The 26,059-nt window shown below is 68.4% G+C and carries 23 protein-coding genes; 11 read left to right on the forward strand and 12 right to left on the reverse strand.

What is annotated here, in order from left to right:
* Positions 1 to 22: 22 nt before the first annotated feature.
* Genes AC1DBE_RS12830 through AC1DBE_RS12840 form a run of 3 tightly spaced genes read right to left on the reverse strand, consistent with a single transcriptional unit; the run spans position 23 to position 5,951 of the window.
* Entirely contained in the window at positions 23 to 3,523 is a 3,501-nt protein-coding gene (locus AC1DBE_RS12830; protein WP_476970766.1) for an ATP-binding protein, read from the reverse strand.
* The gene (locus AC1DBE_RS12835) at positions 3,520 to 4,500 is read right to left on the reverse strand and encodes a DUF4194 domain-containing protein (RefSeq protein WP_476970767.1); all 981 of its coding nucleotides are present in this window, start codon (positions 4,498 to 4,500) and stop codon (positions 3,520 to 3,522) included. The genes AC1DBE_RS12830 and AC1DBE_RS12835 overlap by 4 nt, the downstream gene beginning before the upstream one ends.
* A gap of 2 nt (positions 4,501 to 4,502) precedes the next feature.
* Complete coding sequence (locus tag AC1DBE_RS12840) at positions 4,503 to 5,951, reverse strand: DUF3375 family protein (protein WP_476970768.1); 1,449 nt, start codon at positions 5,949 to 5,951, stop codon at positions 4,503 to 4,505.
* 295 nt (positions 5,952 to 6,246) lie between these two features.
* On the opposite strand from AC1DBE_RS12840, the gene AC1DBE_RS12845 reads away from it, so the two are divergent.
* The 3 genes from AC1DBE_RS12845 to AC1DBE_RS12855 all read left to right on the forward strand — a co-directional run bounded on the left by AC1DBE_RS12845 (position 6,247) and on the right by AC1DBE_RS12855 (position 9,765).
* On the forward strand, positions 6,247 to 6,561 hold the full coding sequence (locus AC1DBE_RS12845; RefSeq protein WP_476880171.1) for a hypothetical protein: 315 nt from the start codon (positions 6,247 to 6,249) through the stop codon (positions 6,559 to 6,561).
* Positions 6,562 to 6,625: 64 nt separating this feature from the next.
* On the forward strand, positions 6,626 to 8,656 hold the full coding sequence (locus AC1DBE_RS12850; RefSeq protein ID WP_476970769.1) for an acyl-CoA dehydrogenase family protein: 2,031 nt from the start codon (positions 6,626 to 6,628) through the stop codon (positions 8,654 to 8,656).
* Positions 8,657 to 8,820: 164 nt separating this feature from the next.
* On the forward strand, positions 8,821 to 9,765 hold the full coding sequence (locus tag AC1DBE_RS12855) for a YrzE family protein (protein ID WP_476879969.1): 945 nt from the start codon (positions 8,821 to 8,823) through the stop codon (positions 9,763 to 9,765).
* Here AC1DBE_RS12855 and AC1DBE_RS12860 read toward each other — a convergent pair.
* A complete protein-coding gene (locus AC1DBE_RS12860) occupies positions 9,762 to 10,190 on the reverse strand; it encodes a YchJ family protein (protein ID WP_476970770.1) in 429 nt (142 codons plus the stop codon). The two genes, AC1DBE_RS12855 and AC1DBE_RS12860, sit on opposite strands and share 4 nt — an antisense overlap.
* Before the next feature lie 218 nt (positions 10,191 to 10,408).
* Between AC1DBE_RS12860 and AC1DBE_RS12865 the strand changes: the two genes are divergently transcribed.
* The 4 genes from AC1DBE_RS12865 (at position 10,409) to AC1DBE_RS12880 (ending at position 14,170) form a co-directional block, all read left to right on the forward strand.
* The gene (locus tag AC1DBE_RS12865) at positions 10,409 to 11,011 is read left to right on the forward strand and encodes a hypothetical protein (protein WP_476970771.1); all 603 of its coding nucleotides are present in this window, start codon (positions 10,409 to 10,411) and stop codon (positions 11,009 to 11,011) included.
* A gap of 40 nt (positions 11,012 to 11,051) precedes the next feature.
* Positions 11,052 to 12,056 carry an aldo/keto reductase family protein gene (locus AC1DBE_RS12870; RefSeq protein WP_476970772.1) on the forward strand — a complete coding sequence of 335 codons (1,005 nt, stop codon included), beginning with the start codon at positions 11,052 to 11,054 and terminating at the stop codon, positions 12,054 to 12,056.
* 3 nt (positions 12,057 to 12,059) lie between these two features.
* Positions 12,060 to 12,911 (forward strand): SDR family oxidoreductase, encoded by an 852-nt coding sequence (locus AC1DBE_RS12875; protein ID WP_476970773.1) that lies wholly within the window; start codon positions 12,060 to 12,062, stop codon positions 12,909 to 12,911.
* A 146-nt stretch (positions 12,912 to 13,057) separates the two neighbouring features.
* Entirely contained in the window at positions 13,058 to 14,170 is a 1,113-nt protein-coding gene (locus AC1DBE_RS12880) for a sulfite oxidase (protein ID WP_476970824.1), read from the forward strand.
* A gap of 3 nt (positions 14,171 to 14,173) precedes the next feature.
* On the opposite strand, the gene AC1DBE_RS12885 is transcribed toward AC1DBE_RS12880, so the two are convergent.
* Genes AC1DBE_RS12885 through AC1DBE_RS12905 form a run of 5 tightly spaced genes read right to left on the reverse strand, consistent with a single transcriptional unit; the run spans position 14,174 to position 18,656 of the window.
* Entirely contained in the window at positions 14,174 to 15,055 is an 882-nt protein-coding gene (locus tag AC1DBE_RS12885; RefSeq protein ID WP_476970774.1) for a cytochrome c oxidase assembly protein, read from the reverse strand.
* Between the two features lie 22 nt (positions 15,056 to 15,077).
* Positions 15,078 to 16,760: a DUF4389 domain-containing protein gene (locus AC1DBE_RS12890; RefSeq protein WP_476970825.1), complete on the reverse strand. Its 1,683-nt coding sequence runs from the start codon at positions 16,758 to 16,760 to the stop codon at positions 15,078 to 15,080.
* A 17-nt stretch (positions 16,761 to 16,777) separates the two neighbouring features.
* Positions 16,778 to 17,227, reverse strand: coding sequence for a flavodoxin family protein (locus AC1DBE_RS12895; RefSeq protein ID WP_476970775.1), 450 nt, complete (start codon positions 17,225 to 17,227; stop codon positions 16,778 to 16,780).
* Positions 17,224 to 18,279 carry a zinc-dependent alcohol dehydrogenase family protein gene (locus AC1DBE_RS12900; protein WP_476970776.1) on the reverse strand — a complete coding sequence of 352 codons (1,056 nt, stop codon included), beginning with the start codon at positions 18,277 to 18,279 and terminating at the stop codon, positions 17,224 to 17,226. The genes AC1DBE_RS12895 and AC1DBE_RS12900 overlap by 4 nt, the downstream gene beginning before the upstream one ends.
* Complete coding sequence (locus AC1DBE_RS12905) at positions 18,276 to 18,656, reverse strand: hypothetical protein (protein ID WP_476880230.1); 381 nt, start codon at positions 18,654 to 18,656, stop codon at positions 18,276 to 18,278. Before AC1DBE_RS12905 ends, AC1DBE_RS12900 begins: the two co-directional genes overlap by 4 nt.
* Before the next feature lie 359 nt (positions 18,657 to 19,015).
* On the opposite strand from AC1DBE_RS12905, the gene AC1DBE_RS12910 reads away from it, so the two are divergent.
* Positions 19,016 to 20,548 (forward strand): amidohydrolase, encoded by a 1,533-nt coding sequence (locus tag AC1DBE_RS12910; protein WP_476970777.1) that lies wholly within the window; start codon positions 19,016 to 19,018, stop codon positions 20,546 to 20,548.
* Between the two features lies 1 nt (position 20,549).
* Here the strand turns inward: AC1DBE_RS12910 and AC1DBE_RS12915 are convergent, their stop codons facing one another.
* Complete coding sequence (locus AC1DBE_RS12915; protein WP_476970778.1) at positions 20,550 to 21,095, reverse strand: hypothetical protein; 546 nt, start codon at positions 21,093 to 21,095, stop codon at positions 20,550 to 20,552.
* 122 nt (positions 21,096 to 21,217) lie between these two features.
* On the opposite strand from AC1DBE_RS12915, the gene AC1DBE_RS12920 reads away from it, so the two are divergent.
* The 3 genes from AC1DBE_RS12920 (at position 21,218) to AC1DBE_RS12930 (ending at position 24,493) form a co-directional block, all read left to right on the forward strand.
* A complete protein-coding gene (locus AC1DBE_RS12920; protein WP_476970779.1) occupies positions 21,218 to 22,618 on the forward strand; it encodes an HNH endonuclease in 1,401 nt (466 codons plus the stop codon).
* A 266-nt stretch (positions 22,619 to 22,884) separates the two neighbouring features.
* Complete coding sequence (locus AC1DBE_RS12925) at positions 22,885 to 23,502, forward strand: uracil-DNA glycosylase family protein (protein WP_476878490.1); 618 nt, start codon at positions 22,885 to 22,887, stop codon at positions 23,500 to 23,502.
* Between the two features lie 34 nt (positions 23,503 to 23,536).
* Positions 23,537 to 24,493 (forward strand): L-lactate dehydrogenase, encoded by a 957-nt coding sequence (locus AC1DBE_RS12930; protein WP_476878489.1) that lies wholly within the window; start codon positions 23,537 to 23,539, stop codon positions 24,491 to 24,493.
* On the opposite strand, the gene AC1DBE_RS12935 is transcribed toward AC1DBE_RS12930, so the two are convergent.
* Positions 24,461 to 25,636, reverse strand: coding sequence for a cation diffusion facilitator family transporter (locus tag AC1DBE_RS12935; protein ID WP_476970780.1), 1,176 nt, complete (start codon positions 25,634 to 25,636; stop codon positions 24,461 to 24,463). The genes AC1DBE_RS12930 and AC1DBE_RS12935 overlap by 33 nt on opposite strands.
* Positions 25,633 to 25,956: an ArsR/SmtB family transcription factor gene (locus AC1DBE_RS12940; RefSeq protein ID WP_476878487.1), complete on the reverse strand. Its 324-nt coding sequence runs from the start codon at positions 25,954 to 25,956 to the stop codon at positions 25,633 to 25,635. Before AC1DBE_RS12940 ends, AC1DBE_RS12935 begins: the two co-directional genes overlap by 4 nt.
* Positions 25,957 to 26,059 lie beyond the last annotated feature (103 nt).

Here is a 26,059-nt window from a genome sequence, read left to right on the forward strand (position 1 = left end):
AAGCCCAAGGCCGGTGGCGTCCTCAGCGCAGGACGATGTCCACAGGGTTCGCCTCGGAGCGCCATGCGCCCTCCGGGGCGGACCCTGCCGTGATCACCGGGGCGGTCAGGACGCCGGACCGGTTGGTGCGCTTGTCCCGGAGGATTTCAGTCACCGAACCGAGGTGCCGTGAGAGGTCGATGACGTTTTCCGGCGCGGCCAGGAGCAGCTGGAACCCGAACTCGTGCAGCGCCTTGATCCCGGCGCCGGCGAATTCCTCCGAGGCCAGCACAAAGGCCTCGTCCATCATGACCGTGCCGTAGGTGGTGAACCCCTGCTCGGCGATGCCCAGCTGGTAGCTCAGGGCCGCCGCCATGATGAAAGCCGTGAAGCGCTGCCGCTCACCGCCGGACATCGACCCGGTGTCCGCGTGCATGTAGACCTCGGTCTTCGCCGCGCGCGGCGCGCGGCTGCCCTTGGCTGCAGCGTTTGGCCCGGCGGGCTGCACCCCGCGGTGCTCCTTGCACTGGATGAACAGGTGGCCCCGGACATCCAGGACCTCCGCGCGCCAGCGCCGGTCCTCGGGTGCCTGGGAACCGAGCCGCTTCACCAGCGTCTCCAGCGACTTGTAGCGGGTGGTCAGCTCGGCGTCGTCGTCCTGCCCGGCCGCCTGGCCCGCGGGCGCACCCGCGGCGGCAGCCTTGCCCGGACGGGTGTGGCGGACCTTCAGCGCATTCTGGATGGCGTCCTTGAACTGCTTCGCGGTGGCGGGCAGCGTCTGCTTGATGTCCAGTTCCAGGAAGCTGCCCTCGTGGAAGTTCACCTCGGAGAGGATGCCGTTCAGCGGCAGGATCCGGCTGGTGATGGAACGGCGTTCCTCGTCCAGCAGGTGCAGCAGCGTGCTGAAGGACTCGTGTGTCCGCTGGTTGAAGAACTGCCGGAACTCGGCCTCCTGGGCGGGCAGCCCGTCGCTGACTATGGCGTGGTAGCGGCCTTCGAACTCCCCGGCAGCCCCGATCGAGGTGCCGTGGTCCGCGGAGATGGCCGTGCCCCATTCACGCACGAAGCCCTCGAAGATCCTGGTCAGCCGCTCGGACGTGGCCTGCCCGCGGGACTCGGCTGCGTGCAGTTCCGCGAGGAGCCGGGTGCGGACCAGGTTGGCGAGGTTGTCCAGTTCGTGCATTTCCAGGACGTCGCCGAAGTCCACGAAGTAGGGTTCCAGTGCCGCTGCTGTGGCGTCCGACGGCGGCTGTTGGGCCAGCCGCCGTCGTGCGGCGTCCAGCAGTGAATCCGCCGTGGTGAGCCTGGCGTCGAGTGCCTTGTACTCGCTTTGCAGCACGGCCGCGGCCTCGGTGCTGGACTGGTGTTTCTGCCGGGCCGCCTCAATGTTGGCACGGAGCGGCTCGAGGTCGGCCTGGGCGGCGAGGGCGTCTTTGAGCCGTTGCTCGATTCGGGCGAGCTCATCGGCGGCCACGGCCGCGGAGACCTGTTCCCAGGGCCGGTGGTCGTCGGCGACACGGCGGAGTGCGTCGAGTTGCCGGGTCATGCCCTGGTGGGATTCCTCCCGGCTTTGCGCCAGGTCGGCGGCCTTGGCGAGTTCCTGCTGGAGGTCCTCGACCTGCGCGGCGACGAGTTCCAGTTTGGCGGCGTTATCGAAGCCCAGGACGTAGTCCTGCCGGGAGGTGAAGCGGTCATCCTTTTCCACGGTGTGGCGGTTCCGCTTGACCACGCCGCCCAGGCTCAGTCCCTTGTCCAGCCGGGCCAGTTCGTCCGGATCCTCGACGCAGGGGTACGCGTAATCAAGGGCGATCCGCTCCCGGATCCATTCGCCGGCCGCCGCGGCCGGCCCTGCGGTGAGGATGTCCAGCTTGGTCAGCAGGTCGCCGTCGGCCGCATCCTCCACGGCCAGCGCGCCGCCGGCGAGCGGCTTGGAGACGTCGACGGCGCGCAGTGCGCCGCGGACCGGATGATCGTTGAGGTACCGGGTGACGGCGGTGAAGTGCTCGCCGGGGACCAGCAGCGTGGTGGCGAGGCTGCGCAGGGCCCGCTCAGCGGCCGGCCGCCACTGCTCGTGGCCCTCTGCGAGGTCGATCAGTTCGCCGCCGAACGGCATCAGCTCCTCGGCAACGCCCGTGGCAGCCGCGATGGCGCTGCGGTTTTCGATGCTTGAAGGCGGCAGCAGGGACTTCCGGGTTTTGAGCGAGACAAGTTCCTGCTGCGCGGCGGCGAGTTCCCGCTTCCGGGCAGCGTGCCCGTCGAACGCCTCGAACCGCAGCTCCTTGAGGGCCTCGGAGTCGTCCTTCAGCTCGGCCGAGCGGGCGGCCGCATGTTCGTGCGCCTGCTCCCAGCCGGCGGCCGTCCATTCGAGCTCAAGGCCCGCATCCGTCAGGGCTTTTCGGGCGGACTCTTCGACCTGCTGGCGGAGTTTGAGGCCCATCCGGGCGTTCTCCAGCGACTGTTCGATCGCGGAGATCGCGTTGCCGCCCTGGTTGTTGTAGTCGGCCTCGAGCTGGCGGAGCTCCTTGGCCAGTCCGTCGCGGACACCGCGCTCGGCACCGAGCTCGCGGGCCTTCTCCTGTGCCTGGGCCTTGACGCGTTCAAGCGTCTTTTCGTGCACCGTAACGGCCAGCTGCTGCTTGTAGGCCTCGAACTCCTCGCCCGTGAGGTCCCGGAGCCGGTTCGCGTCGAGCAGGGCCTGCGCGTACTCCTTGTTCAGCCCGGGGACGGGGGCCAGCTGGTCGCGCTGCTGCCGGACGTCTTCGAGCCGCTGCCGGATGGACATCAGGTTGCTGAATTCCTCGACGACGTCGTCCGCAGCGGCCAGCGTGGCGGGCGCATCCAGGACCTGGTCGCGGAAGAAGGTGTTGACGCTGCCGCCGAGACCCTTGCCCGCCTGGATGACGCGCAGCAGCGGCAGGGCCTGGTCCGAGTTGATCCCGAGGAGGCGCCGGAAACGCTCTGCGAAGGCTTTGTGCACGTCGAAGATCTGCGCATCCGGGAAAATCGCGTCCAGCGCCGACTTGGTGAAGCGCTTCTCTGCGATGCCCTCCACAGCGGCCAGGTCCAGCGGCTTGTTATCGATCAGGTAGTAGCGTCCGACGCTGGATTCGGTGCCGTTCTTGGGCAGATCAAACAGCGCCGAAATGGTCACCCGGGTGCCGGCCGCGTTGTCGAAGGTCAGGGCGACGGCGGACCAGGTGGCGCCGGGGCGCTGGAAGGCACTGGCCGAGCCTTCGCCGACGGCCTTGTCCCCTACTTTGCCGCGCATGTAGGTGAAGGTGGTCCTCTTGTCCTCCACGGCCCCGCCGGCGCGCTGGGCGGCTGCCTCGTTGGAGCGCGGGCGGGCGTCGAAGACCCGCAGCATCGCGTCGAACAGTGTGGACTTGCCGACGCCGGAATTGCCGGTCAGGAGGGTGCCATTGCGGTCCACGTGCATGGTGTGGGCGCCATGGAACGTGCCCCAGTTGACCACCTGTACGAGGGCCAGGCGCATCTGGCCGGGGTTGGTGAGCTCGCCCATAGGCAGCATGGTTGCGATGCTCATTCGGCGTCCTCCGCTTCGTCGGTCACGCCGTTGTGGTCGCCTGTCGCGACATCACCGGACACATGCTCTGCATGCTCGCTCGTTCCTCGCTTAGACGCATGCTGCCGCATGTCCCCGGCGCTGCCGCTGCTGTTAAGGAGCGAATCGTCGTCGTCACCATTGCTCTGCGTCACCGAAATGTCGTCGTCGCCTTCTGCATCATCCACCGGAACGGCCGCGTCGGCGTCGAGGTCCAGGAGGGGCTCGGTGCCCGACTGGTCCGTACTGGCGGCGATCAGGGCATCGATTTGGGCCGGGATGTCGCCGATGTTTTCGAACGGAAGGGCCAGTGGGAGGGCGTTGGAGATGGTGTAGACGTCCTCCAGGCCTGTGGCGAGGAGGAGCTGGCGGGCCAGGAGCTTGGTGATGGCGCGGGTGACGACGTCGGAGTCGCGCAGGGCGTCCTGCTGGCCGGCCGGCTGGTAGTGGGCCACGAGGTCGGCGATTTCCTCGCGTGTGATCGTGGGGTCGGTCTGGGCCGTGACGTGGCGGTCCAGGAGCAGGCGGAGGCGGAGCAGGACGATGGTCTCCACCCGGCTCAGGGCGCGCTGCTGCCGCAGGATGCTGGAGCGGGTGCTCCCGCCGATCGCTTCGGGGTCCACCGGGCGCAGCACCGCGATCTTGCGTTCATGGTCGAGCTGCAGGGTCAGGAAGAGTTCGGAGAGGCGGCTGCGCAGGATGACCTGGTTGTCCAGGAGTGTGGTCCAGAGTTTTTCGTCGCGGCCGCCGTCGATGTAGGGCCCCTTCAGGAGTTTCACGAGCGCCTGGCGGACCTTCATGGGGAGCACTCCGGTGTCGCCGGGGAAGAGCGCTGCGCCGTCGACGAACGTGTCCCGGGCAGTCACGGCGAACGGGTCCGGGTGCACGTGGCCCGGTTCGCTGGCGGGTTCCGGCTGGTGCTGCTCGGCGCCCGGCGCGTCGAGGGAGACTTCGCTCATCTTCAATCCTTCTTGAGTGTGACGACGGGCAGGTAGGCGGTGCGGGTGGACCCGTCGATTTGTTCGAAGTCCAGGGGCGCCCAGGCGTCCCGGTCGAAGCCGGCGCCCAGGTGCAGTGCGTGCGAGAGCAGGGCCCGGATGGAGTTGATGTGCCGTTCGCCGTCCGGCAGTTGCTCCCAGGCCTCGGCCAGGGTTGTGGCGCCCGCGGCCGCCGCGCGGATCGCCTCGAGGCTGGCCTTCCCGGTCCGCGGCGAGCGCACCCGGTCCGAGTCGCTGAAGGCGATCGGATCGGCCAGTTTGGGCGGCGCCGCGAACTCGTCCGGATCGAAGAGCTTGACCATGGCCAGGGACTCGAAGCCGGCGTTGAAAAGCACCGGTCCCCGGACCAGGCCGGGACGCTCGCGCTCGTACGGCAATGAACGGATCGCCTGCTCGGCCTCCCGCAGGACCTTTCGGAGCCTGACGGACTGCCGGTAGTCGTCGCTTTGGACGTAGGTGTTGAGGCTTTCGCTGAGCTTGCCGTAAATCCGCTGGATCTGGCTGTGCTGGCTGCGCAGCTCGGCCACCAGGTTCTTTAGCGTCTCGCGTTCGTCCTGGCTGAGGTCATCGGCGAACTGCCGGCTGAGCACTTCGCCGATGGCGGACCGGAAGCGGAGCTGCTGCTGCGGGTCCTCCAGGAACGCCGTGAAGGACCGGAATGTCCTTCCTTCCGGGCTTTGCCGCAGCCGCTTGTCCGCTTCGAGCACCTGCGCCATGGTGGCGCCCTTGCTCAGGGACTCTTCGATGATCTGGTTCCGGAGCTCACCCACCAGCTCCTCGATCCGGTCACGCATCTTCTTGTAGTCCGCTGGCAGGCTGGCGGCGAGGTCCAGGATGTTGCCGGCCGCCTCGACGGCTTCCTCGTCGTCGAGCAATCCGTCGAACTCACCGGAGCTGATCTCCTCGATCAGCTGGCGGCGTTCGCCGATCTCCTCCTCCAGGGATTCCAGCCGGGCGCTCTGGTCCGGGTTGGTCTCATTGGCGAGCTTCTCGACATCGCCCAGCAGGGTGCCCAGCCGCGAGCCGTTGAGCGTGGAGCGTTCACTGGACAGGCTGTCCAGGAAGGCAAGGACACGCGCCGCGGGCTCGGTGACCTCGTACACGATCTGGCCGGACTGGTTCCGCCGGGTCAGGAAATTCTTGCGGGTCCACTCGTCGCCGAAACCTTTGCCGTTCGCGGAGCCGCCCAGCCCCGGATCCTGGCGACGCAGCTGCTCAAGGAAGGCGTCGACGTCGGCGTGGAACTGCTCCAGCGGAAGCTGCGGCCGGGTGCGCGTGAAGGAGGCCTGCAACACGGCGATCACCCACGGCGCCGAACGGGTCAGCGCCCAGGCGGGCCCTTTGGTGAGCAGTTCCAGGTCCCGGAGCCGGGCGCTGATGGCGTCGGCGGGGGACACAGCGGACCGGGACACGCAGTTCTCCTATCGATGCCGGGGGTGGGGTGGGCAGTGGATCCAAGAAAACTGCCAACTACAAGGTTAACGCAGGGCCTCCGGAATCCCTGCTGGGTCCCCGGAATGGCGGCGCACACCGCGGCAGAGACTGCTGCGGCGGGGAAATCCGCGACCTCCCCGTGACCTACGTGCGGGTAGCATTTCGATCCCGTATCAACCCCTTCCGACCCGCACGGCGGCTCTGGCTGGTCCGGCCCGCGGCGCCCTACGCTCGGGCTACTGGTCCAGCCGAAGCGACGGTGCAGGAGGAAGAATGCAGTTCGATCCAAGTGCGGTGGAAACGGGCACCATGGTGTTCCTCGGAACCCTGCTTTTCGCCCTGGTCATTGGCCTCTTCATCACGGCGGCCGCCTTCGTGGCGCTGGCCCTGCTGGGCGTGGGCCGGCTGGCCTGGTTCGTGGTGGCCGGAGCGTTGCTGGGCCTGGTCCACGGCATCAACGCCGGCTGGGACCGCCTGCTGCACCACGCCGCCGCGGTGGAGCTCACCACGGACTTTCCGGGCGAGTTAATCGGGCAGCCCTCCCCTAGTACGGGCACCTACCCGCGGGTAGTATTGCGGGACAGCTGAAGGGTCCTCCACCCGCGGCGGATCCAGGGCTCGAGTCGGACAACCCGGTTAGAGGAGATGCCCAATGAGCTCCGCCGTCGACAACCCAGCAACTGGCGGCCCCGCCGCTGACAGCGCCGCAACCGACAGCCCCGCCGCCGAAGTGCCGGTGCCGGCGCAAAAGATCGGCCGCGAGGCTACCGCCGCCGACGCCCGGGCCGTCGCCGAAGCGGCCAGGGAGGCCAGCTGGGAGCGGCCCAGCTTCGCCAAAGGCCTCTACCTGGGCAGCTTCGACCTCGGCCTGGTCCACCCGTGGCCGCAGGCGCCGGCCGACGACGTCGAACGCGGCGAGGCGTTTATGGAGCGGCTCACCGCGTACTGCCGCACCATGTCCGGCCGCCTCATTGAACGCGACGCGAAGGTCCCCGACGCCTACCTGTCCGGGCTGGCGGACCTCGGGGTTTTCGGCATGAAGATCCCGCGCGAATACGGCGGCCTGGGCCTGTCCCTGGTGTACTACGGCCGGGCGCTTGCCCTGCTGGGATCGGTGCACCCCAGCCTGGGGGCGCTGCTGTCCGCGCACCAGTCGATCGGCGTCCCGGAACCCGTTAAGGTGTTCGGGACACCCGAGCAGAAACGCGAGTACCTGCCGCGCTGCGCCGCCGGGGCCGTGACCGCGTTCCTCCTCACCGAGCCCGACGTCGGCAGTGACCCCGCGCGGATGGGCAGCACCGCCGTCCCGGCGGAGGACGGCCAGTCCTATGTGCTGGACGGCGTGAAGCTGTGGACCACCAACGGCGTCATCGCGGAGCTCGTGGTGGTGATGGCCCTCGTCCCGGCCCACACCGACGCGGACGGCACCGAACACAAGGGGGGTATCAGCGCCTTCGTTGTCGAGATGGACTCCCCCGGCATCACCGTGGAGAACCGCAACGCGTTTATGGGCCTGCGCGGTATCGAAAACGGCGTCACCCGCTTCCATCAGGTCCGGGTGCCGGCAGCCAACCGGCTCGGCCGCGAGGGCCAGGGCCTGAAAATCGCACTCACCACGCTGAACACCGGCCGGCTGTCCATTCCCGCCCTCTGTGTCGCGTCCGGCCGCTGGAGCCTGAAGATCGCCCGCGAATGGTCCAACGCGCGCACCCAGTGGGGCCGCCCGGTGGGCCAGCACGAGGCGGTGGGCAAGAAGATCGCCTTCATCGCCGCGAGCGCTTTCGCCTTGGATGCCGTGTTCGAGTTGTCCGCCGAACTGGCCGACGCCGGCCAGAAGGACGTCCGGATCGAGGCCGCCCTGGCGAAGCTCTGGTCCACCGAAATCAGCTGCCGGATCGCGGACGAACTGGTCCAGATCCGCGGCGGCCGGGGCTTCGAGACGGCCGACTCCCTTGAGGCCCGCGGCGAGCGCGCCGTCCCCGCCGAGCAGCAGCTGCGGGACCTGCGGATCAACCGGATCTTCGAGGGGTCCTCGGAGATCATGCGGCTGCTGATCGCCAGGGAGGCGGTGGACGCCCACCTGGCCGCCGCCGGTGCCCTCGCGTCCGAGGAGGCCAGCCTGTCCGAGAAGGCGAAGGCCGCCGTCGGCGCATCCGGCTTCTACGCCCGCTGGCTCCCGAAGCTGGTGGCGGGCAACGGCCTGGACCCGCGCTCGTATAGCGACTTCGGCCGGCTCGCCCGGCATCTGCGCTTCGTCGAACGCGCGTCTCGGCGGCTGGCGCGCCAGACCTTCTACGGTATGGGCCGCTGGCAGGCGAAGCTGGAGCACAAGCAGGCGTTCCTTGGGCGGATCGTGGACATCGGCGCGGAGCTGTTCGCGATGGCTGCCTGCTGTTCCCGGGCGGAAATGCTGCTGCGGACCGCCCCGGAGCGCGGCGCCTCCGCCTACCAGCTCGCCGACGCCTACTGCGCGCAGGCGCGGGTCCGGGTCGAAGAGTATTTCGACCAGCTCTGGCGAAACACCGACGACGGCGACCGTGGCCTGACCCGCCAGGTGCTGGCCGGGGACTTCGAATGGCTGGAGGCCGGTGTGCTGGACCAGTCCGAGGGGACCGGGCCCTGGATCGCGGACGCCAGCCCGCGCGCGTCCGCAACGGAAAACCTGCACCGAACATACCGCTGACGTGGGGCAATGCCGGGCGGGCGGCAACCTCCCCTGAATAGTAAGCATCCTTGCTATGTGCGGGGATGCCGTGGTTAGGTGTGGGGAAGACCTGATGACGGTCGAAGCATTGCCGTGCCCGGCCCAAACAATGGGTTCGGGTCAATCAATGAAAGCGAGCAGCCATCATGAGCAGCACAGGCCCCGAAGACCGTATGCCCCGCCGCGTTCCCGAGGACGACCGGACCGTGGACCGGGACGGCCGGATCCACGACGCGCGCCAGGACGGCGTGACTGCAGAGCGGCCAACCGACGCGGAGACCCGCCACGAAGTCCGTGCCGAGGAACGCACCGACGCCCGGGCGGATGCGCGCTCCAACGACACCAGGGCTTTCCCCGCCGCCCCCGTCGCCGGGGCAGCCGCTGCGGGCGCGGCACGACGCAACGACCGTGTGGTCGACGACCGCGCCGCCGACGATCGCGTGATCCACGGCTCGCGCGATGAGCGAGGTTACGTCGAGAACGACGCCGTCGTCGAGGAGGTGCCCACCCGCGAGGCCGTCGTGGCCCGCGAGAAGGAACAGTTCGGCGGCGTCAAGATCGGCTCGGCGTTCTTCGGCTGGCTCGCCGCCACTGGCATGGCCGTGCTGCTCACTGCGCTGGTCGCAGCTGCCGGCACCGCCGTCGGCCTCGCCACCAACACCAACGTCAATGAAGCCGTCAACCAGGCCTCACAGAACCAGAGCGTGGGCCTGGTGGGCATCATCACCCTGCTCGTGATCCTTTTTGTCTCCTACTACTGCGGCGGTTACGTGGCCGGCAGGATGGCGCGGTTCAATGGCGCCCGGCAGGGTCTGATGGTCTGGATCTGGGCCCTGATCGCGGCCATCATCGTGGCTGTCCTGGCCATGACGGCCGGGCAGAGGTTCAATGTCCTGGCGAACCTGAACAGCTTCCCGCGCATCCCGGTCAATGAAGGCGACCTGACCGCGACCAGCATCATCGCGGCCGTTGTGGTGGCCGTGGTGGCCCTGATCGGCGCCATGCTCGGCGGGCTGGCCGGCATGCGCTTCCACCGCAAGGTGGACCGCGCCGGTTTCACCCCGGTGGAAACCGTCGAGGAGCGCTAGGCGAGCGTCACCGCGTCCAAGTAGTACCAGCGCCGGTCCTCCCGCAGGAACCGGCTGGTTTCGCGGTGCACGCCGGGCTCGCCGTCGTGCCGGTAATAGGCAGCGAACTCAACCGTTCCTTCCGTGTCCAGCGGGCCGCCGCGGTGCGTCGAGACGATGTCGAGGCGCCGCCACTGGGTTTCCGCATCGAGCTCCAGCGTGGCCGGGCGGGTCTCCGGGTGCCAGGTGCGGAGCAGGTATCCGGCGTCGAGCACCACGAAGGCGCTGTACCGCGACCGCATGAGCTGCTCCGCCGTGGACGCGTCGGAGTCGCCGCGGTGGAAGCGGCCGCAGCAGTCGGCATACTGCTCCCCTGACAGGCACGGGCAGTTTCCCTCGAAGGGGGCGCCGTGGGGCTCGGAAGCGGCGGCCTGGGCGTGCGTCACGTGGTTCCTTCCGGCGGGCCGGACGGTTTCCGGCGGGAGTCTCCTCCGACTATAAACGCGGAACATATCAGCTTGGACACAACCGTCCCGGCCGGGGCTTTCCGTGCGTGTCAGCCCGAAAAATTCCGTATGGTTAAGAAGGGCTGTTGCCCGGCGAGACAATGCGGAACGGACCTCACTGCGGGCTGGATAACTGCAGGCTGGATAGGAGAGGCGAAGTGGAAGACCCGACAACGATCGCCATGCACCTCACGTTCTTCGGCACCCTCGGTGTGGGCCTCGTGATGTTCTTCGGCGTCTTTGTTGCCTTCGTCATTACCCTCCTGCTTGCCGGCCTCGGACGCCTGGTTTCCCTTCCCTTCGTTGCCCTGACGCGCGGACGCGGCCCGGCCCCCGAAACGGTCAGGTCCCCGGATCTGACCATGCCGGCCGAGGCGACGGAACCGGCCGAACGGGCCCACCCCGCGAAAACCGCGAAGCCGGCCAGGACCGCCAAGCCGGCCCGCAAGGAACCCCAGCTCTCCGCAGACTGGGCCGCCGCCGTCGAGCGCGCGGACGCCCGTGCCAGTGCCCGCGCCAAAGCCGAAGCCGTTCCGGAGATCAAGGTCTCCGTCCGCGAACTGCCCAGCCCGGAAGCCCCGGTGCGGGACATCAAGAAGGTGGCGCCGTTGATCGCGTCCGCCACGGACCGGAACGGTGCCGGGCCCCGCGCTTTCGCGAAGCCGGCGGTTCCGGCCAAGAGCCCCGTCCTGGACACCGGCTCCCTCGCCGCGCTCAAGCACCAGCCTGCGCGCCAGGGCCAGCAGCGCAAGGCCAGCTGAGGCCTTACCCCGGACGCCCATCTGGGCTACGTTGGGACCCATGGAATTCAGATACCTGGGTCACAGCGGCTTCAAGATTTCGGAAATCACGTTCGGCAACTGGCTCACCCACGGCTCCCAAGTGGAGAACGACGTCGCCACCCAGTGCGTGCGGGCAGCGCTCGACGCCGGGATCAGCACCTTCGACACAGCGGACGTCTACGCCAACACCGCCGCGGAAACGGTCCTCGGGGAAGCACTGAAGGACGAGCGGCGCGAGTCGCTGGAGATCTTCACCAAGGTCTTCGGGCCCACCGGGCCGAAGGGGCACAACGATCTTGGGCTGTCCCGGAAGCACATCATGGAATCCATCAACGGGTCGTTGACACGCTTGCAGACCGATTACGTGGATCTCTACCAGGCGCACCGCTACGACTACGAGACGCCGCTGGAAGAAACCATGCAGGCCTTTGCCGACATCGTGCGGCAAGGGAAGGCCCTGTACATCGGCGTCAGTGAATGGACAGCCAACCAGATCCGCGACGGCCACGCCCTCGCCAAGGACCTTGGGTTCCAGCTGATCTCCAACCAGCCGCAGTACTCCATGCTGTGGCGGGTCATCGAGGCCGAGGTCGTCCCCACCTCCGAGGAGCTGGGCCTGTCCCAGATTGTCTGGTCGCCCATGGCCCAGGGTGTGCTCAGCGGGAAGTACCACCCCGGCAAGCCTGCTCCCGAGGGCAGCCGCGCCACGGACGCGAAGGGCGGCGCCAGGATGATCGAGCGGTGGATGTCCGACGACGTCCTGACCGGTGTCCAGCAGCTGAAACCCATCGCCGAGGAGGCAGGGCTCACCATGGCCCAGCTCAGCATCGCCTGGGTCCTGCAGAACAAGAACGTGGCGTCGGCGATTATGGGGGCGTCGCGGCCCGAACAGATCGCGGGGAACGTGGCGGCCGCCGGTGTGAAGCTGGACCCGGCCGTGATGGACAAGATCGACGCCGCCATCGGCTCGCTCGCCGAACGGGATCCGGCGCAGACCAAGTCGCCGGCCTCGCGGGAGGCCTGACCCATGGCCGCACTGCCGGACCTCGCCGTCACCGGGTCCACCGGCCAGCTGGGCGGACAGGTGGCGCGGCTGCTGGCGGCCGCCGGCACTGCGCAGCGGCTCGTGGTGCGCGACGCCGGCCGGGCCCCGAAGCTCGACGGCGCCGTGACCGCCATCGCCACTTACGCGGACGCCGCGCAGGCCCGGGCCGCACTGGCCGGCGTGAAGACCCTTTTTATGGTCTCCGCCGCGGAAGCCGAGGACCGGCTGCAGCAGCACTACACGTTTGTGGACGCCGCGGCCGACGCCGGCGTCCAGCACATTGTCTACACCTCGTTTTTCGGGGCCGCCCCGGACTGCACCCCCCTGGGCCGGGACCATTACGCCAGCGAGGAGCGGATCAAGGGCTCCGGGATGGACTACACCATCCTGCGGGACAACTTCTATCTGGACTTCCTGCCATTGCTGGCCGGCGAGGACGGGGTGATCCGCGGTCCCGCCGGGGACGGCGTTATGGCGGCCGTCACCCGGGGCGACATTGCCCGCGCCGCCCTGGCAGTCCTCCGCGATCCGGCACTGCACCGCGGCAGGAGTTACGACCTCACCGGCCCCGAAGACCTCTCCCTGGCCCGGGCCGCAGAGCTGCTGACCGCCGGCACCGGCCGGACCATCAGCTACCGGAACGAGACCCTGGCGGAAGCGTACGCCTCCCGGGAACCCTACGGCGCCCCGCCATGGCAGGTGGACGCATGGGTCAGCACCTACACGGCCATCGCGGCCGGGGAACTGGCGGGACCGACGTCGACGGTGCACGCGCTGACCGGGCGGGAACCGCTGGGGCTGGCGGATTTCCTGGCCGAGGCGCATTCGCTCTAAGGGGCAGCGTCGGGCCGGCCCGGTATTGACGGCTTCCGGGCCGGAGCGTAGACCTGAAGACGGTGACACCGGTCCAAAACCGGGCTGGTCCGGAACAGAATCGCAGTCCCATGCCCAAGCAAATGTCCAAGCACACCTCCCCCGTCATGGCCCGGCGCCGGCAGTCCCAGCAGCTGTCCGCCCATCCCGGCGAGCCAAGCCACGGCCCGCTGACCGCCGAAGAGCTCCAGCTGGCGGTCCGGAACCATTCGATGCCCCTCGAGGCCCTCCGCGACGACGTCACTCCGCCCGGGCTGCACTACCTGCTGGACCACTTCGACATCCCGGCCATCACCGAAGACCGCTGGCACCTGCGGATTGGCGGGGCGGTCCAGCGGTCCCTGGAACTGAATCTTCGGGCCCTCCGCCGCGCCCCGAGCATCAGCGTCCCGGTCACCCTGGAATGCGCCGGCAACGGTCGGTCCCTGCTGAAGCCCCGGCCGCTCAGCCAGCCCTGGATGCTGGAGGGCGTCGGCACCGCCGTCTGGACCGGGGTGCCGCTGGCCTACCTGCTGACCCAGGCCGGCGTGGACGAGGACGCCGTCGAGGTCGCCTTCACCGGGGCGGACGCCGGGATCCAGGGCGGGGTGCGCCAGCAGTACGCCCGGAGCCTGCCTATTAGCGAGGCGCTGCGGCCCGACGTCGTGCTGGCCTACCGGATGAACGGCGCGGCGCTGCCGCCGCAGCACGGCTTCCCGCTGCGGCTTGTGGTTCCCGGCTGGTACGGGATGGCGAGCGTTAAATGGCTCACGTCGATCAAGGTCCTGACGCGCCCCTTTGAGGGCTTTCAGCAAGCGGTGGCGTACCGCTACCAGCAGGACGCGGACGACGCCGGCACCCCGGTTTCCTGGATAAAAGTCCGTTCGCTGATGGTTCCGCCGGGCATCCCGGACTTCTTTACACGGCAGCGGGTCCTGCCAGCGGGCCCGGTCATGCTGACCGGGCGGGCCTGGTCCGGCCACGGAACTGTCCGCAGCGTCGAGGTCGGGATCGATGGCAAGTGGGCCCCCGCGCAGCTGGAACACCCGGCGGGCCCGTTTGCGTGGGCGGCCTGGTCGATGCCGTGGGTGGCTGATCCCGGGCAACACGAGCTGTCCTCCCGCGCGACGGACTCCAGCGGCGCCATCCAGCCGCTCGAACCGGTCTGGAACTACCAGGGCATGGGCAACAACGTGGTGCAGCGGATCAAGGTCACCGTGGAATGGGCCCCAGGTGGATAGGCCCTAGCGGCCGCGCCTCAGGTGCTCCGCATTTAGTGCGTCGAGCTCGCTGTCGGTGAGGTCGTCGAAGCCGCGGGCCTCACGCTTGTCGCTCCTGGAAAACCGCATGAACATCAGGATGATCAAGGGCAGGTCCACGGCCTCGCAGATGAACCAGAGGACGTCGCCGGCCAGCTGCTGGTCGCGCAGGGCATCCGGAAACCATCCCGGGCCCGGCTGCCGCGCGGTGACGTGATCGAGGACCTGGCCGTTCAGGCGCAGCAGGATGCCGGGCACCGCGTCGATCAGCAGCTCAATGAACACGAAGACGAACTCCAGGGTGATGAACGCACTGGAGCGCCTGAAGGCCTCTTCCTCGATGATGGGGAGTGCCATCAGCAGGCCGAGCACGGGAATGCCGAGGGTGAGGAGGGCCCCCGCCACCGGATTCGTACGCAGGGTGGAGAAGGCCGGGGTCAGGAACGTCGAGAAGAGGGCAAGCCCCAGCAGCGGGGCCGCCAGGGAGTTGCTCAGGAACCGCACCGCCCGGTGTGCCAGCACGGCGTCCAGGCGCCGGACGCCGTCGTCCCGAAGTGCCATGCGGGCCAGCGAAATCGGCTTGCCCAGCCCGATCAGGAGCGGCACCACGAACAGCATCAGGGTGATCTTCAGTGTGAAGGCCCAACGGAGCTGGGAACCGTACACACCGGGAAATCCGCAGGTCAGCAGCGCGAACGAGCCAAGGCCCAACGCGTAGAAGGCCACGGTCCGCCAGATCGGCCACCGGTTGCCATGTCTTGGCGCGGCCCGGAGTGCGAGCGCGTACAGCCCGCCGAAGGCCACCATAATGGCGAGGGCGGTCCAGTCAATCTGCCAGGCAGTGATGACGACGTCGAGAGGAGGCACGGGGTCAGGATAACGGTGGTTCCTAGGATTTTGCCGGGCCGGGTTCCGGCGGCGGGCTGCCCGGGCCGCCCCGGCCTTCCTGGACCTCGGGCGGCACGGTCGCTGAGGGGCCGCCGATCCCGTAGAAGCCCGGCGGAGGCGGCTGGTATGGCCCATGGTCACCAGCCGGGCCCGAAGGCGGCCCGGGAGGCGGGCCGGCCGGTGGCCCGGCCGGTGGCCAGGGTGTCGGAACGGGGTGCCGGTCGCCCGGGTCCGTCGGCCCCATATCCAGGTGGAACGGCGGGTACTCGTCACGCACCAGCGCCACATAGGTGATGACCCGGTAGATCCAGCGGTTCAGGCCCATAAGGAGGTCGAACAACCCCCGCCAGTACTGGCCGGTGAACAGCAGGATGACGCCCGCTATCAGCACCAGCAAACCGATCAGCGAGATGCCGGCGTTTTGCCGGACCCACTCCCCGTCGGCCCAGTACCCGTCGCGGCCGCCCCAGCTGCGGGTCGTTCCGGTGAGGACGGCCACGATGAGCAGATGCGGGATGGCGAGCAGCCAGGACTTGACCAGCACCAGGCCATGGGAGAGCTTCTCCGGGTAGTCGACGTCGAAATCCGCGGGGTAGTCGGTCCGTGCCAGCGTGAACGGCGGGTATCGGTCCGTGCCGATCGCCGCATAGGAGTAGAACGCCACCCGCCAGCTCCAGCGGATCACCCCGACATTGAAGTTGAACAGCGAGCGCGGATACCGGCCGGTGAAGAGAATCGCGAAGCCGGCCACAATCGTTGTGACCACCAGGGCGAACCAGAGGAAGAACAGCACGATGTAGTGCGGGATGGCCAGGAACCACTTGACCAGCCACAGCCAGCGTGACAGCTGTGGATCCAGGTAGCCGCTGAGCCGCGAGGGGTAGACGTAACTGCCGGGCGGCGCGCCGGCGGGCACCGGACCGGCCGGATATGCGCCGGCGGAGTGCTGCTGGCCCGGGTACGGAACGGCGTACGGCGGCCCCGGTGGCGGCCCAGGGTACGGCTGCTGGCCGGGTCCGTGCGGCGGCCCGGCGCGGCCCAGCCCCGCCGCGCCCGCCACAATCAGGGGGACACCCACGGCCAAGAGCACAATGCCGCCGATCAGGAGGCCCAGGAAGACCGGCCACAGGAGGTCCGACCTGGCGCCCCCGCGGAGATCGACCGTGACGGGGCTGGTTGAGTCGGCGTTCATCACCACAACGGCCCAGTTTCCCGAGCGCAGGTCCCACGTGAGTTCCTGGCTGCCGGCACCGGTAGCGGACGCGGCCCAGAACTTCTGGTCGGCCGGGCGGGCGGGCGCCTTGGTGCCCTCAACGTCACGGTACTCGGCCCGGAAGGGCGAAAAGCGGACCTCGGTGAGCTCGGTGTGCTTGACCCCGTTGAGGTACGCCGCGACGTCGGCCTGGGGTCCGATACCGATGAAGATCCGCTGGGCGGAGTCCGCGGCCGAACCGCGGAGCATCAGGCTGCCGGCCATCGCAGCCGGGTCGACGCCGGTCGGTCCGGGCCCGGTCATAACGTCCAGCCGCGGGGACGTGAGGGCGTACGAATCCACCGTGTACCGCTCGGACGGCGTGGTGAAGTACCCGCCGTCGCGCTGCTGGTAGTTGGCCCAGCCGGTGAAGCCGGCGCCGGCAAGCATCCCCAGGCCCAGCAACGCGGCAAGCGTCCCGAGCACCAGCATGACTATCCGGCCCGGTTTCATGACCGTTCCAGCGCCTCGAGCAAAGACTTGCCCCACCGTGAGGCTTTCTCCAGTTCACCGGGACGCAGTGGCCCCTCGCTACCTTGCACGAAGAACGGCATGGGCTCGGAAATGATGTCCGCGCCATTGTCGCGGAGGGTGTGCGCCATCTTCTTGGCCGCGTCACCGTGGACGAACATCCGGATGCGTGTATCGAACGCGGCGGCTTTGACGCCCGCCAGCTGGCCGTTTCCGAGCGTCGAGAGCAGCGCGGTGATCTTCGGCGTCGGACGCCATCCGTTGATGGGGCTTCCAACCACCAGCAGGTCCCCGGCGGCGAGGTCGCCCGGGTGGAATTCGCTGACGGAGACGGTGGTGGCCCCGAGTCCCCCGAGCGAGCCGGCGACGGCCTCCGCCACGGATTTGGTGTTGCCAAAGGCCGAGTCGTAGACAACATGGGCTTTCATGCGCTGATCACCACTTTCAGGGCCTTGGTCTCGGCGGCACGGGCGAAAGTGTCGTAGGCGTCCATGAACTGGTCGAAGCCGAACCGGTGGGTGGCGAACTTCTCGGCAGGTACCTTCTTCTGCGCCACGAGCTTGAGCAGCATCGGGGTGGTGTTGGCGTTCACCAGGCCCATGCTGATGTTGATGTTCTGGATCCAGAGGTTCTCCACGTGCAGTTCCACCGGCTTGCCGTGGACCCCCACGTTGGCCACGTTCCCGCCGGGCCGCACGATCGCGGTGCACATGTCGAAGGTGGCCGGGATGCCGACGGCCTCGATGGCCACATCCACGCCCTGGCCGTCGGTGAGCGCGAGGACCTGGTCCTTCCAGTCGGCGTCGCCGGACAGCACCACGTTGGTGGCGCCGAACTCACGGGACTTTTCCAACCGGTTGGAGTCAAGGTCGACGGCGATGATGGTGGCGGCACCGTAGAGGCCGGCCGTGGCGATCGCGGCGAGCCCGACCGGGCCGGTCCCGATCACGGCCACCGTGTCTCCCGGCTTGACCCGCCCGTACTGCACCCCGATCTCGAACCCGGTAGGCAGGATGTCGGAGAGCATCACGGCCTGCTCGTCGCTGACGCCTTCGGGCAGCAGGTGGAGTGAGTTCTCGGCGTACGGGACACGGACATACTCCGCCTGGGTGCCATCGATCAGGTGGCCGAACACCCAGCCGATCCCGGACTGCCCCTCCTCACCCATGCAGTGCGAGTACAGCCCGGTCTTACAGTTGGCGCAGTGCCCGCAGGACTTGATGCACGAAATGATGACGCGATCGCCCACTTTGAGGGCGGTCACGGACTGGCCCACCTCGGTGATGGTTCCGACGCCTTCATGGCCGAGGATCCTTCCCTTGGCGACAGCGGGCACGTCCCCCTTGAGGATGTGCAGGTCAGTGCCGCAGATGGTGGTGGTATCCACCTTGACGATCACGTCGCTGGGGTTCTGGATCTCCGGATCAGGGACGTCAGTCCAGGATTTTTGGCCGGGGCCGCCGTACACGAGGGCTTTCATGCAAGCTCCTTGGTTCTGAGAATGACCGGCGGATCGACGATCCGCAGGCGGCACGGGGTGACGGACGCATCGATCCCGGAGGAGACGATCGACTGCCGGGCGTGGTCGTGGAGTTCGTCGAAGGCCGCGGCGGTTACCCGCGCGTGGGCAAGGTCCACCACGAGCTCATAACCGGACAGTTTGGCCGTGACCCGGCGGCATACGACGTAGAGGGCGCGGATGTTGGCCGTGGTGACGACGCCCCGCACCTCAACGCGGGCCAGTTCCGCGGAGGGGTCGATCCGGATGACCACCTTGATCCGCGGGTCCCCGTGGGAGGGGTGTGCGTGGTAGGCCTTGGCGCGGCTGGCGGCGCTGACGTGGCGCAGCGGGCTCATGCGCTCTCAGCGCTCCCCCGCGGCCGCAACGTTGCGGCGGCACGTGAACTGGCGACTGCTGCGATTGCTTCGTGAATCGACATAGCGGCTGGTCTCCTGCCTTTCCTGCCCAAGCTGGAAAGTGCACTTGCCATTTCCTCACCCCAGGTCCTAGCGAGACCGCAACTGCCCCAATGTGGTTCATCCCCAATGGCCGTGCAGGAACCGCCCCAACTCCAGAATGACCTCGCCGCCAAGGACGGGCAAGGGGACGAAAGTCCCTTGCAGGGCGCGGAAAATGACGCCCTGTAACCCGTGTGCAGACAGTGGCCAAAGTGGCCCGAATTGCTGCGGCCACACCCCGGCCCTAGCCTGTTCCTATGCCGACCACCGCCACCCCTGCCGCCGCGTCCGCCCTCGTCCTGGCCTCGGTCCGGCAACCCGGCGAGGCGGCGCCCTCCGACATCTTTATTGCGGACGGAGTGGTCACCCGGATCGCGCCTGCCGGATCCTGGGAAGGGTCCGCAGGCGGTTCCGCGGCGGGTTCGGCGGCCAGCTTCGAGGTGGTCGACGCCGACGGTCGCTTCGTCGTTCCCGGACTGTGGGATGAACATGTCCATATGACCCAGTGGGCCCTGGCGACCGGCAGGATCGACCTTTCCGGGGCCGCCTCGGCGGCAGAAGCGGCCGCCGTCGTGCGCTCCCGACTGTGCGGCACGGCTGCTCCCGCGACGGACGGGGCGACGCTGGTGGGCGTCGGGTTCCGGGATGCCGTGTGGGCCGATGAGCCCAGTCTCGCGCTTCTGGACGCGGCGACTGCCGGCGTACCAACGGCCCTGATTAGCCATGACCTGCACTGCGTGTGGCTGAACAGCGCGGCCGCTTCGCGGTACGGGGCGGCGGTGGGCGCGGACGGGCTGCTGCGCGAAGATCCCGCATTCGAACTCACCCGGGAACTCGGGCGCCTGCCCGACGACGCCGTCGACGCCCTGGTCCAAAAGGCCGGAGCGGCAGCAGCGGCACGGGGCATCGTGGGGATTGTCGACTTCGAGATGGTCTGGAACCGGGATCCGTGGCTCCGGCGGATGGCGGCGGGCTTCGACTGCCTCCGGGTGGATGCCGCGGTCTACCCCCACGACTTGGAGCGTGCCGTCGGCGACGGCATGCGGACCGGCCAGTTGCTCCCCGGTGCCGGCGGGCTGCTGCGCGTCGGCCCGCTGAAGGTCCTGATCGACGGGTCCCTCAACACGCGCACGGCGTACTGCGTCGACCCCTATCCCCACGGTGGCCGCGGCCTGCTGACGGTCACCGAACAGGACCTGATCCGGCTGCTTGCCAGGGCGGCCGAGACCGGATTTGTCCCGGCAGTGCATGCGATCGGCGACGGCGCCAACGAGGTGGCGCTGAACGCCTTCGCGGCGGCCGGCGTCAGCGGCCGGATTGAGCATGCCCAGTTTGTCCGGCAACAGGACTTTGCCCGTTTCGGCCAGCTGGGCCTCACCGCGAGCGTGCAGCCGGCCCACGCACTGGACGACCGCGACGCCGCCGACTCGAACTGGGCAGGCCGGACGGAACGGGCTTTCCCGTTGCGCTCCCTGCTCGACGCCGGGGCCAGCCTGGCGCTGGGATCGGACGCCCCTGTTGCGCCGCTGGAACCGTGGACGGCGATGTCCGCAGCCACCACGCGGGCCCGCGGGGACGGCCGGCTCCCCTGGCATCCCGAACAGGCCCTGACCCGGCAGGAGGCACTGGCGGCATCAGCGCGCGGACGGCGCCGGATCAGCGTCGGCGACCCGGCCGACGTCGTTGTCCTCGACGCCGATCCGTTGGCGGTTCCGGACGCCGGGTTTGCCGCCATGCCGGTGGCCGCGACGGTGCTGGCCGGACGGTTCACGTACCGCAGCGGGGTCTAGCCTAGGTCCGCCTCACCCGGGCCTGGACCAGGTTGGCGAACGGCAGGCGGCCATGGTCCCCGACAAACACGGCGTGATACGCGGCCTCTGCCGCCGTGAGCTCCTCGACGGGGAGTTCCTTCCAGGCGATGATCAGCGTCTTCGCCCCCGCGAGCTGCCAGATCAACCGCCCGTCCCAGTGGCCCGGGGGCTTGCCGGCGCCGAAATCCACGAACTCCTGGATTTGCCTGCGCAGCCCGCGGTTGCCCTTGCTGCCGGGGCCGGCTTTTCCGATGTACAGGACGTCCGCGCCCACAACCCACTCGGCGGCCAGCGCCTCCGGTTTCAGGCTGGGGTCTTTTTTCTTGAAGACCCCCGCGGTGCTTTTGGCCAGGAACTGCGGGTTGGCGCCTGCCTCGGGGCCTGAAGCGCTGCCGGGGACCGTGCCGGCGGGCAGCAGCACGGCGAAGATACCGGGTTTCTGCGGGATCCGGTTGACCTCCAGGTCAGCGATCGGCCGGAACCCGGTGAAGCCGTCCTGCTTCAGGGATTGTCTGGTGATGTGCATGGGGTCCTTGGCTCGGGTCGTTCCCTCAAGCTTACGGAGCACACGGGCACTACGGCGGCGCTTGTTGTCCGGGGCTTGTTGCCCGGGGCTTTAATGTCACAGGTGCCTGATTGACTGGATCTATGGACGGCAAACAGGTGCCCGAAGTGGGCGCGGTAACAGTGACGGCAGCGGTCACCGACATAATCCGCGGCCTGGTTGCTGCACGGCCCCCGGCGGAGAGCGCAGCGCTGATCGGCGAGCTCCGCGTCCTGGAGGATTTGAAGTCCGCAGCTGCTGCCCGGCAAGCCCGGCTTGCCGCCGCACTCGACGGGCGCCAGCGGCACGATCAGTCCCGCGCCGGCGTGCCCCCGGACCAGCTCGGTGCCGGAGTGTCAGCGCAGCTCGCCCTCGCCAGGCGCGAATCACCCGCCAAAGGAAGCCGCCTCCTCGGCCTGGCCAAAGCCCTCGTGACCGAAATGCCGCACACCCTCGCCGCACTGGAAACCGGGCAACTCAACGAATGGCGCGCCACCCTGATCGTCCGCGAGACGGCCTGCCTGTCCGCGGCAGACCGGGCCGCCGTCGACGAAGAACTGGCACCCGCCGCCGGGAAGTTCGGTGGAGTTGGCGACCGCGCCTTGATCGCCGCGGCCCGGGCTGCCGCCTACCGCCGCGACCCCCGCTCAGTCACCCAGCGCGCCGCCCGCGCCGAGACTGAACGCCACGTCAGTCTCCGCCCGGCACCGGACACCATGTGCCTTTTGACCGCACTCCTCCCGGTGGCCCAGGGCGTCGCGGTCCACGCTGCCCTCACCCGCCATGCCGGCGCCCTCCGTTCTAGCGGCGACGAACGCTCCCGCGGCCAGTTGATGGCCGACGCCCTGGTGGAGCGCATCACCGGAACGGCGGGCGGTATCAGCGGCATCGAAATCCAACTCGTTATGACCGACCGCACCCTGTTCCAGGGAGAGAGCGAAGCCGCCCAACTCCCTGGCTACGGCACCGTACCTGCCGGGTGGGCAAGGACACTGCTCGGTCCGGAGCTGGGGCTCGGTCCGGATCCGGATCCGGATGCGGCGCAAGGCAAAGATGTCTGGCTCCGGCGCCTGTACACCGCCCCAGCCACGGGCGAGCTTGTCGGCATGGACTCCCGCGCCCGGTTTTTCCCCGCGCGGCTGCGACGGTTCATCGAAGCCCGCGACCAGACCTGCCGGACACCGTACTGCGACGCCCCGATCCGCCACCTGGACCACATAGTCCCCTGGCACGGTGGAGGTGCCACCAGTGTCACTAACGGCTTAGGTCTCTGCGAAGCGTGCAACCACACCAAGGAAGCCCCTGGCTGGAGCGCTCAACCCCGGCCGGGGCCCAGGCACACATTCCAGCTCACGACGCCCACAGGGCACAGCTACTTCTCCACGGCGCCGCCACTTCCGGGGACGGTCCACCCTTCCAGGGCCGCGTCCGGCCGGCGGCACGAGCTCCGGCACCGCGCGAAATTACTCAGATTAGGCAGGGACAGGACGGCCACCGCAGCCTGATGCCGGCAGGCCTCCGGGCCGGTTAAAGGCGAAACCTGCAGGTACCTTCGCGATCTCGCTATGAGGCGGCTCGGACATTTTCACGTCCAGAACGACCCGGCTTAATCAATTGGCTACCTGCAGGCGCTTTAAGCCTACGCCCGGTCCGGGAGCCGTGACTAGGGGTCCGCCGCCTCTTCCGTGACGCTCGGAAACGCCGCCGCACGCAGAAGCGTAGAGTGGAACGAGACGCCTGATTCTGGACGCCGAGTGCTGAGGGAGAAATCGTGACGATTGACTGGGACGAAAAAAAGGCCCTGTTGCAGGAACCGAATATTGCGGCCGTGACACAGCTTTGCGACGAACTGATGGAGAAGAAGCCGGGGTCTGTAGTCCCGTACATCGACCCCGTCCACGACGAAGACGAATGCAGGATTGTCAGCCTTCATATCGCTCCCGGCAAGGGCTGCGAATCAGGATTTGTCTCGCACTTCAATGAGGACGAGGCCGCACGCCGGGCAACGTCCATCTACGAGGCAGTCGAACTCGACCCCCGCTACGTGATGCCCTGGAACGCGTACCCCTGGGTCCGGGACCCTGAGCTCCCGTCCGCCCTGAACGTCCAGGAAAAGACCGATGGCCTGCGTCCTTTCCGGCAGTTCATGAAGATCAACAAGCGCACGTCGGCCATCATCGCGCACGGCGCCGACGCCCACGCATTCCTCACGCTCTTCGAGAAGACATACCACTCCTCACTGAAGAACCGCGGTGTGAAAATCTACAAAGCCACCGCCCTCGGCGGCCGCGCCTTCGCTGTGTCGCCGGCCAAGCAGGAGGAGCTCCTGGCCAAGAATGTTGGCGTTTACAAGGACGCCATGCAGCGGGCCGGGATCCAGCACCTCTAAGGGGTTCTTCGGCGCCAGCAGCAGGGAGGGGTTCATGTCCGCACATTCCGCATCCAAGCTGGCTGTCATCGGCGCCGGCAGCGTCGGCACGTCGTTGGCCTACGCTGCGCTCATCCGCGGTTCCGCCAGCCACGTTGCCTTGTTTGACGTCAACGCCGCCAAAGCCGAAGCCGAAGTCCTCGACCTGGCGCACGGTACCCAATTCACCGCGGCTGCGGCCACCGTCAACGGCGGTGCGGACATCAGCGTGACTGACGGAGCCGACGTCGTCGTCATCACGGCAGGGGCAAAGCAGGCGCCGGGCCAGACCCGGCTGGACCTGGCCGGCACCAACGTCCGCATCCTCGAACAGCTCATGCCGCAGCTGCTGGAGCACGCCCCGGACGCGGTCTATGTCCTGGTCACCAACCCGTGCGACGTGCTGACGGTCGCCGCCCAAAAGATCACGGGACTGCCGCCGTCGCGGATCTTCTCCTCCGGCACTGTGCTGGACACTTCACGGCTCCGTTGGCTGCTGGCGCACCGTGCGGGGGTGTCCGTCAGCAGCGTCCACGCCAGCATGGTCGGGGAACATGGCGATACCGAGTTCCCCGTCTGGTCCGGGGCGACCATCGGCCCGGTGCCGATCCGGGACTGGACGGTCGACGGCGAACGCATTTTTACGCCGGGCTACCTGGCCGAAGCGGCCCGGGAGGTTACCGGCGCAGCTTACAAGGTGATTGCCGGCAAGGGCGCCACGAACTACGCGATTGGGCTCTCCGGCGCCCGGATTGTCGAGGCGCTGCTGCGCTCCGAAAACGCGGTGCTGCCGGTCTCCACCGTGCTGAACGGGCCCTACGGGATTAACGGCGTGGCCCTGTCCTTGCCCAGTATCGTCGGGAACGGCGGGGTCCGTGCCGTGCTGGAGACGCCGATGGACGAGGGCGAACTGGCATCCCTCCACCATTCCGCCGAGACGCTACGCCAGAGCCTCACCTCGCTCGGCATCTGACCGGCCGGAGGGCTCGCCGGGTTGGGCCGCTGCGGACCCCACCGCCGGGACCACCATCACCGAGCCGAGGTGCGGCAACGCGGCCCGGGCACCCTCTTCCAGGCTGGCGGCCGCGGCGGCGACGTCTGCCATGGTGGCTTCGGGACCGAGCGGAACGGTGATCTCCGCGTGCAGCCGATGGCCGGACCAGCGCAGCCGCGAGGTTCCTCCCTGCGGCGAGCGCTCCCGGACGACGGCGGCAAGGGCGTCACTGAGCTTGGGGTCGACTCCGTCCATAAGCCGGCGCCCGACATCGCGGACGGTCCCCCACAGCAGCCCCATGATCGCCACGGAAATCAGCAGCCCGACGATCGGATCCGCCAGCGGGAAGCCCAGCCAGATGCCCACGACGCCGGCGACCACCGCCAGCGAGGTGAAGCCGTCCGTCCGGGCGTGGATGCCGTCGGCAATCAGCGCCGCCGAGCCGATCTGCCGTCCCACCCGGATGCGATAGATGGCCACCAGCTCGTTGCCCGCGAAGCCGACCAGTCCGGCGGCGAGCACCCACCCGAGGTTCTGCACGGGCTGCGGCTCGAAGAAGCGGCGGATGGACTCGACGGCGGCGACCACCGCCGAGAGGGCAATCATGGCGACGATGAAAAGTCCGGCCAGGTCCTCGGCGCGGCCGAAACCGTACGGGTAGGTGCGGGTGGGCTTCCGCCGGCCCAGGAGGAACGCGATCCAGAGCGGGACCGCCGTCAGCGCGTCGGAGAAGTTGTGCACCGTATCGGCCAGGAGAGCCACCGAGCCGCTGACCAGGACGATTGCGAGCTGGAAGAGCGACGTGGTGCCCAGGCCGAGCAGCGAGATCTTGACGGCCCGGATGCCTTGGGCACTGGATTCGAGGGCCGCGTCAATGGAGTCCGCTGAGTCATGCGAGTGCGGGACAAAGAGTTCGTGTAGCCAGCCCTTCAGTCCCGGCGCGTGGCTGTGGCCGTGGGCGTGGTCATGGTCTCCGTGGGCGCCGTGCGTATGGTCATGATCGTGACCGTGCCCGTGGCCGTGGTCGCCATGCGGGTGGTCGTGGTCATGCCCGTGATCGTGGCCGTGCCCGCCAACGTGATCGTGGCTGTGCCCGCCAACGTTGTGGTCCTTCCCGCTCATGCTCCGTGCCTCGGGGCCGTGCCGAGCGCGTGCTCCGCCTGGTGCACGGCATCCATCACCAGCTGGCGGGCGTGGTGGTTCTGCAGCCGGTAAAAGACCTTGGTGCCCTCCTGCCTGGTGGCGACCATCCCGCCGAGCCGCATCTTGGCAAGGTGCTGCGAGACGGTCGAGGCCGGCTTGCCCACGCGTTCTGCCAAGGCGTTGACCGGCAACTCCCCCTCCCCCAGGGCGAGAATGAGCCGCACCCGCGTGGCGTCGGCCAGCATGGCGAAAACCTCAACGGCCAACTCCACATGGGGACTGTCGACCTCAATCTGCATATCTGCATTCATACGCAGATAATGCCACATTCGAGACGGTATACCAACTCCCGGACGGGCGGCCGACTGCAGTCCCTGGACTCGGACCGACCCCGGCGGCGCG

The organism is Arthrobacter sp. 10T416 (assembly GCF_056394165.1).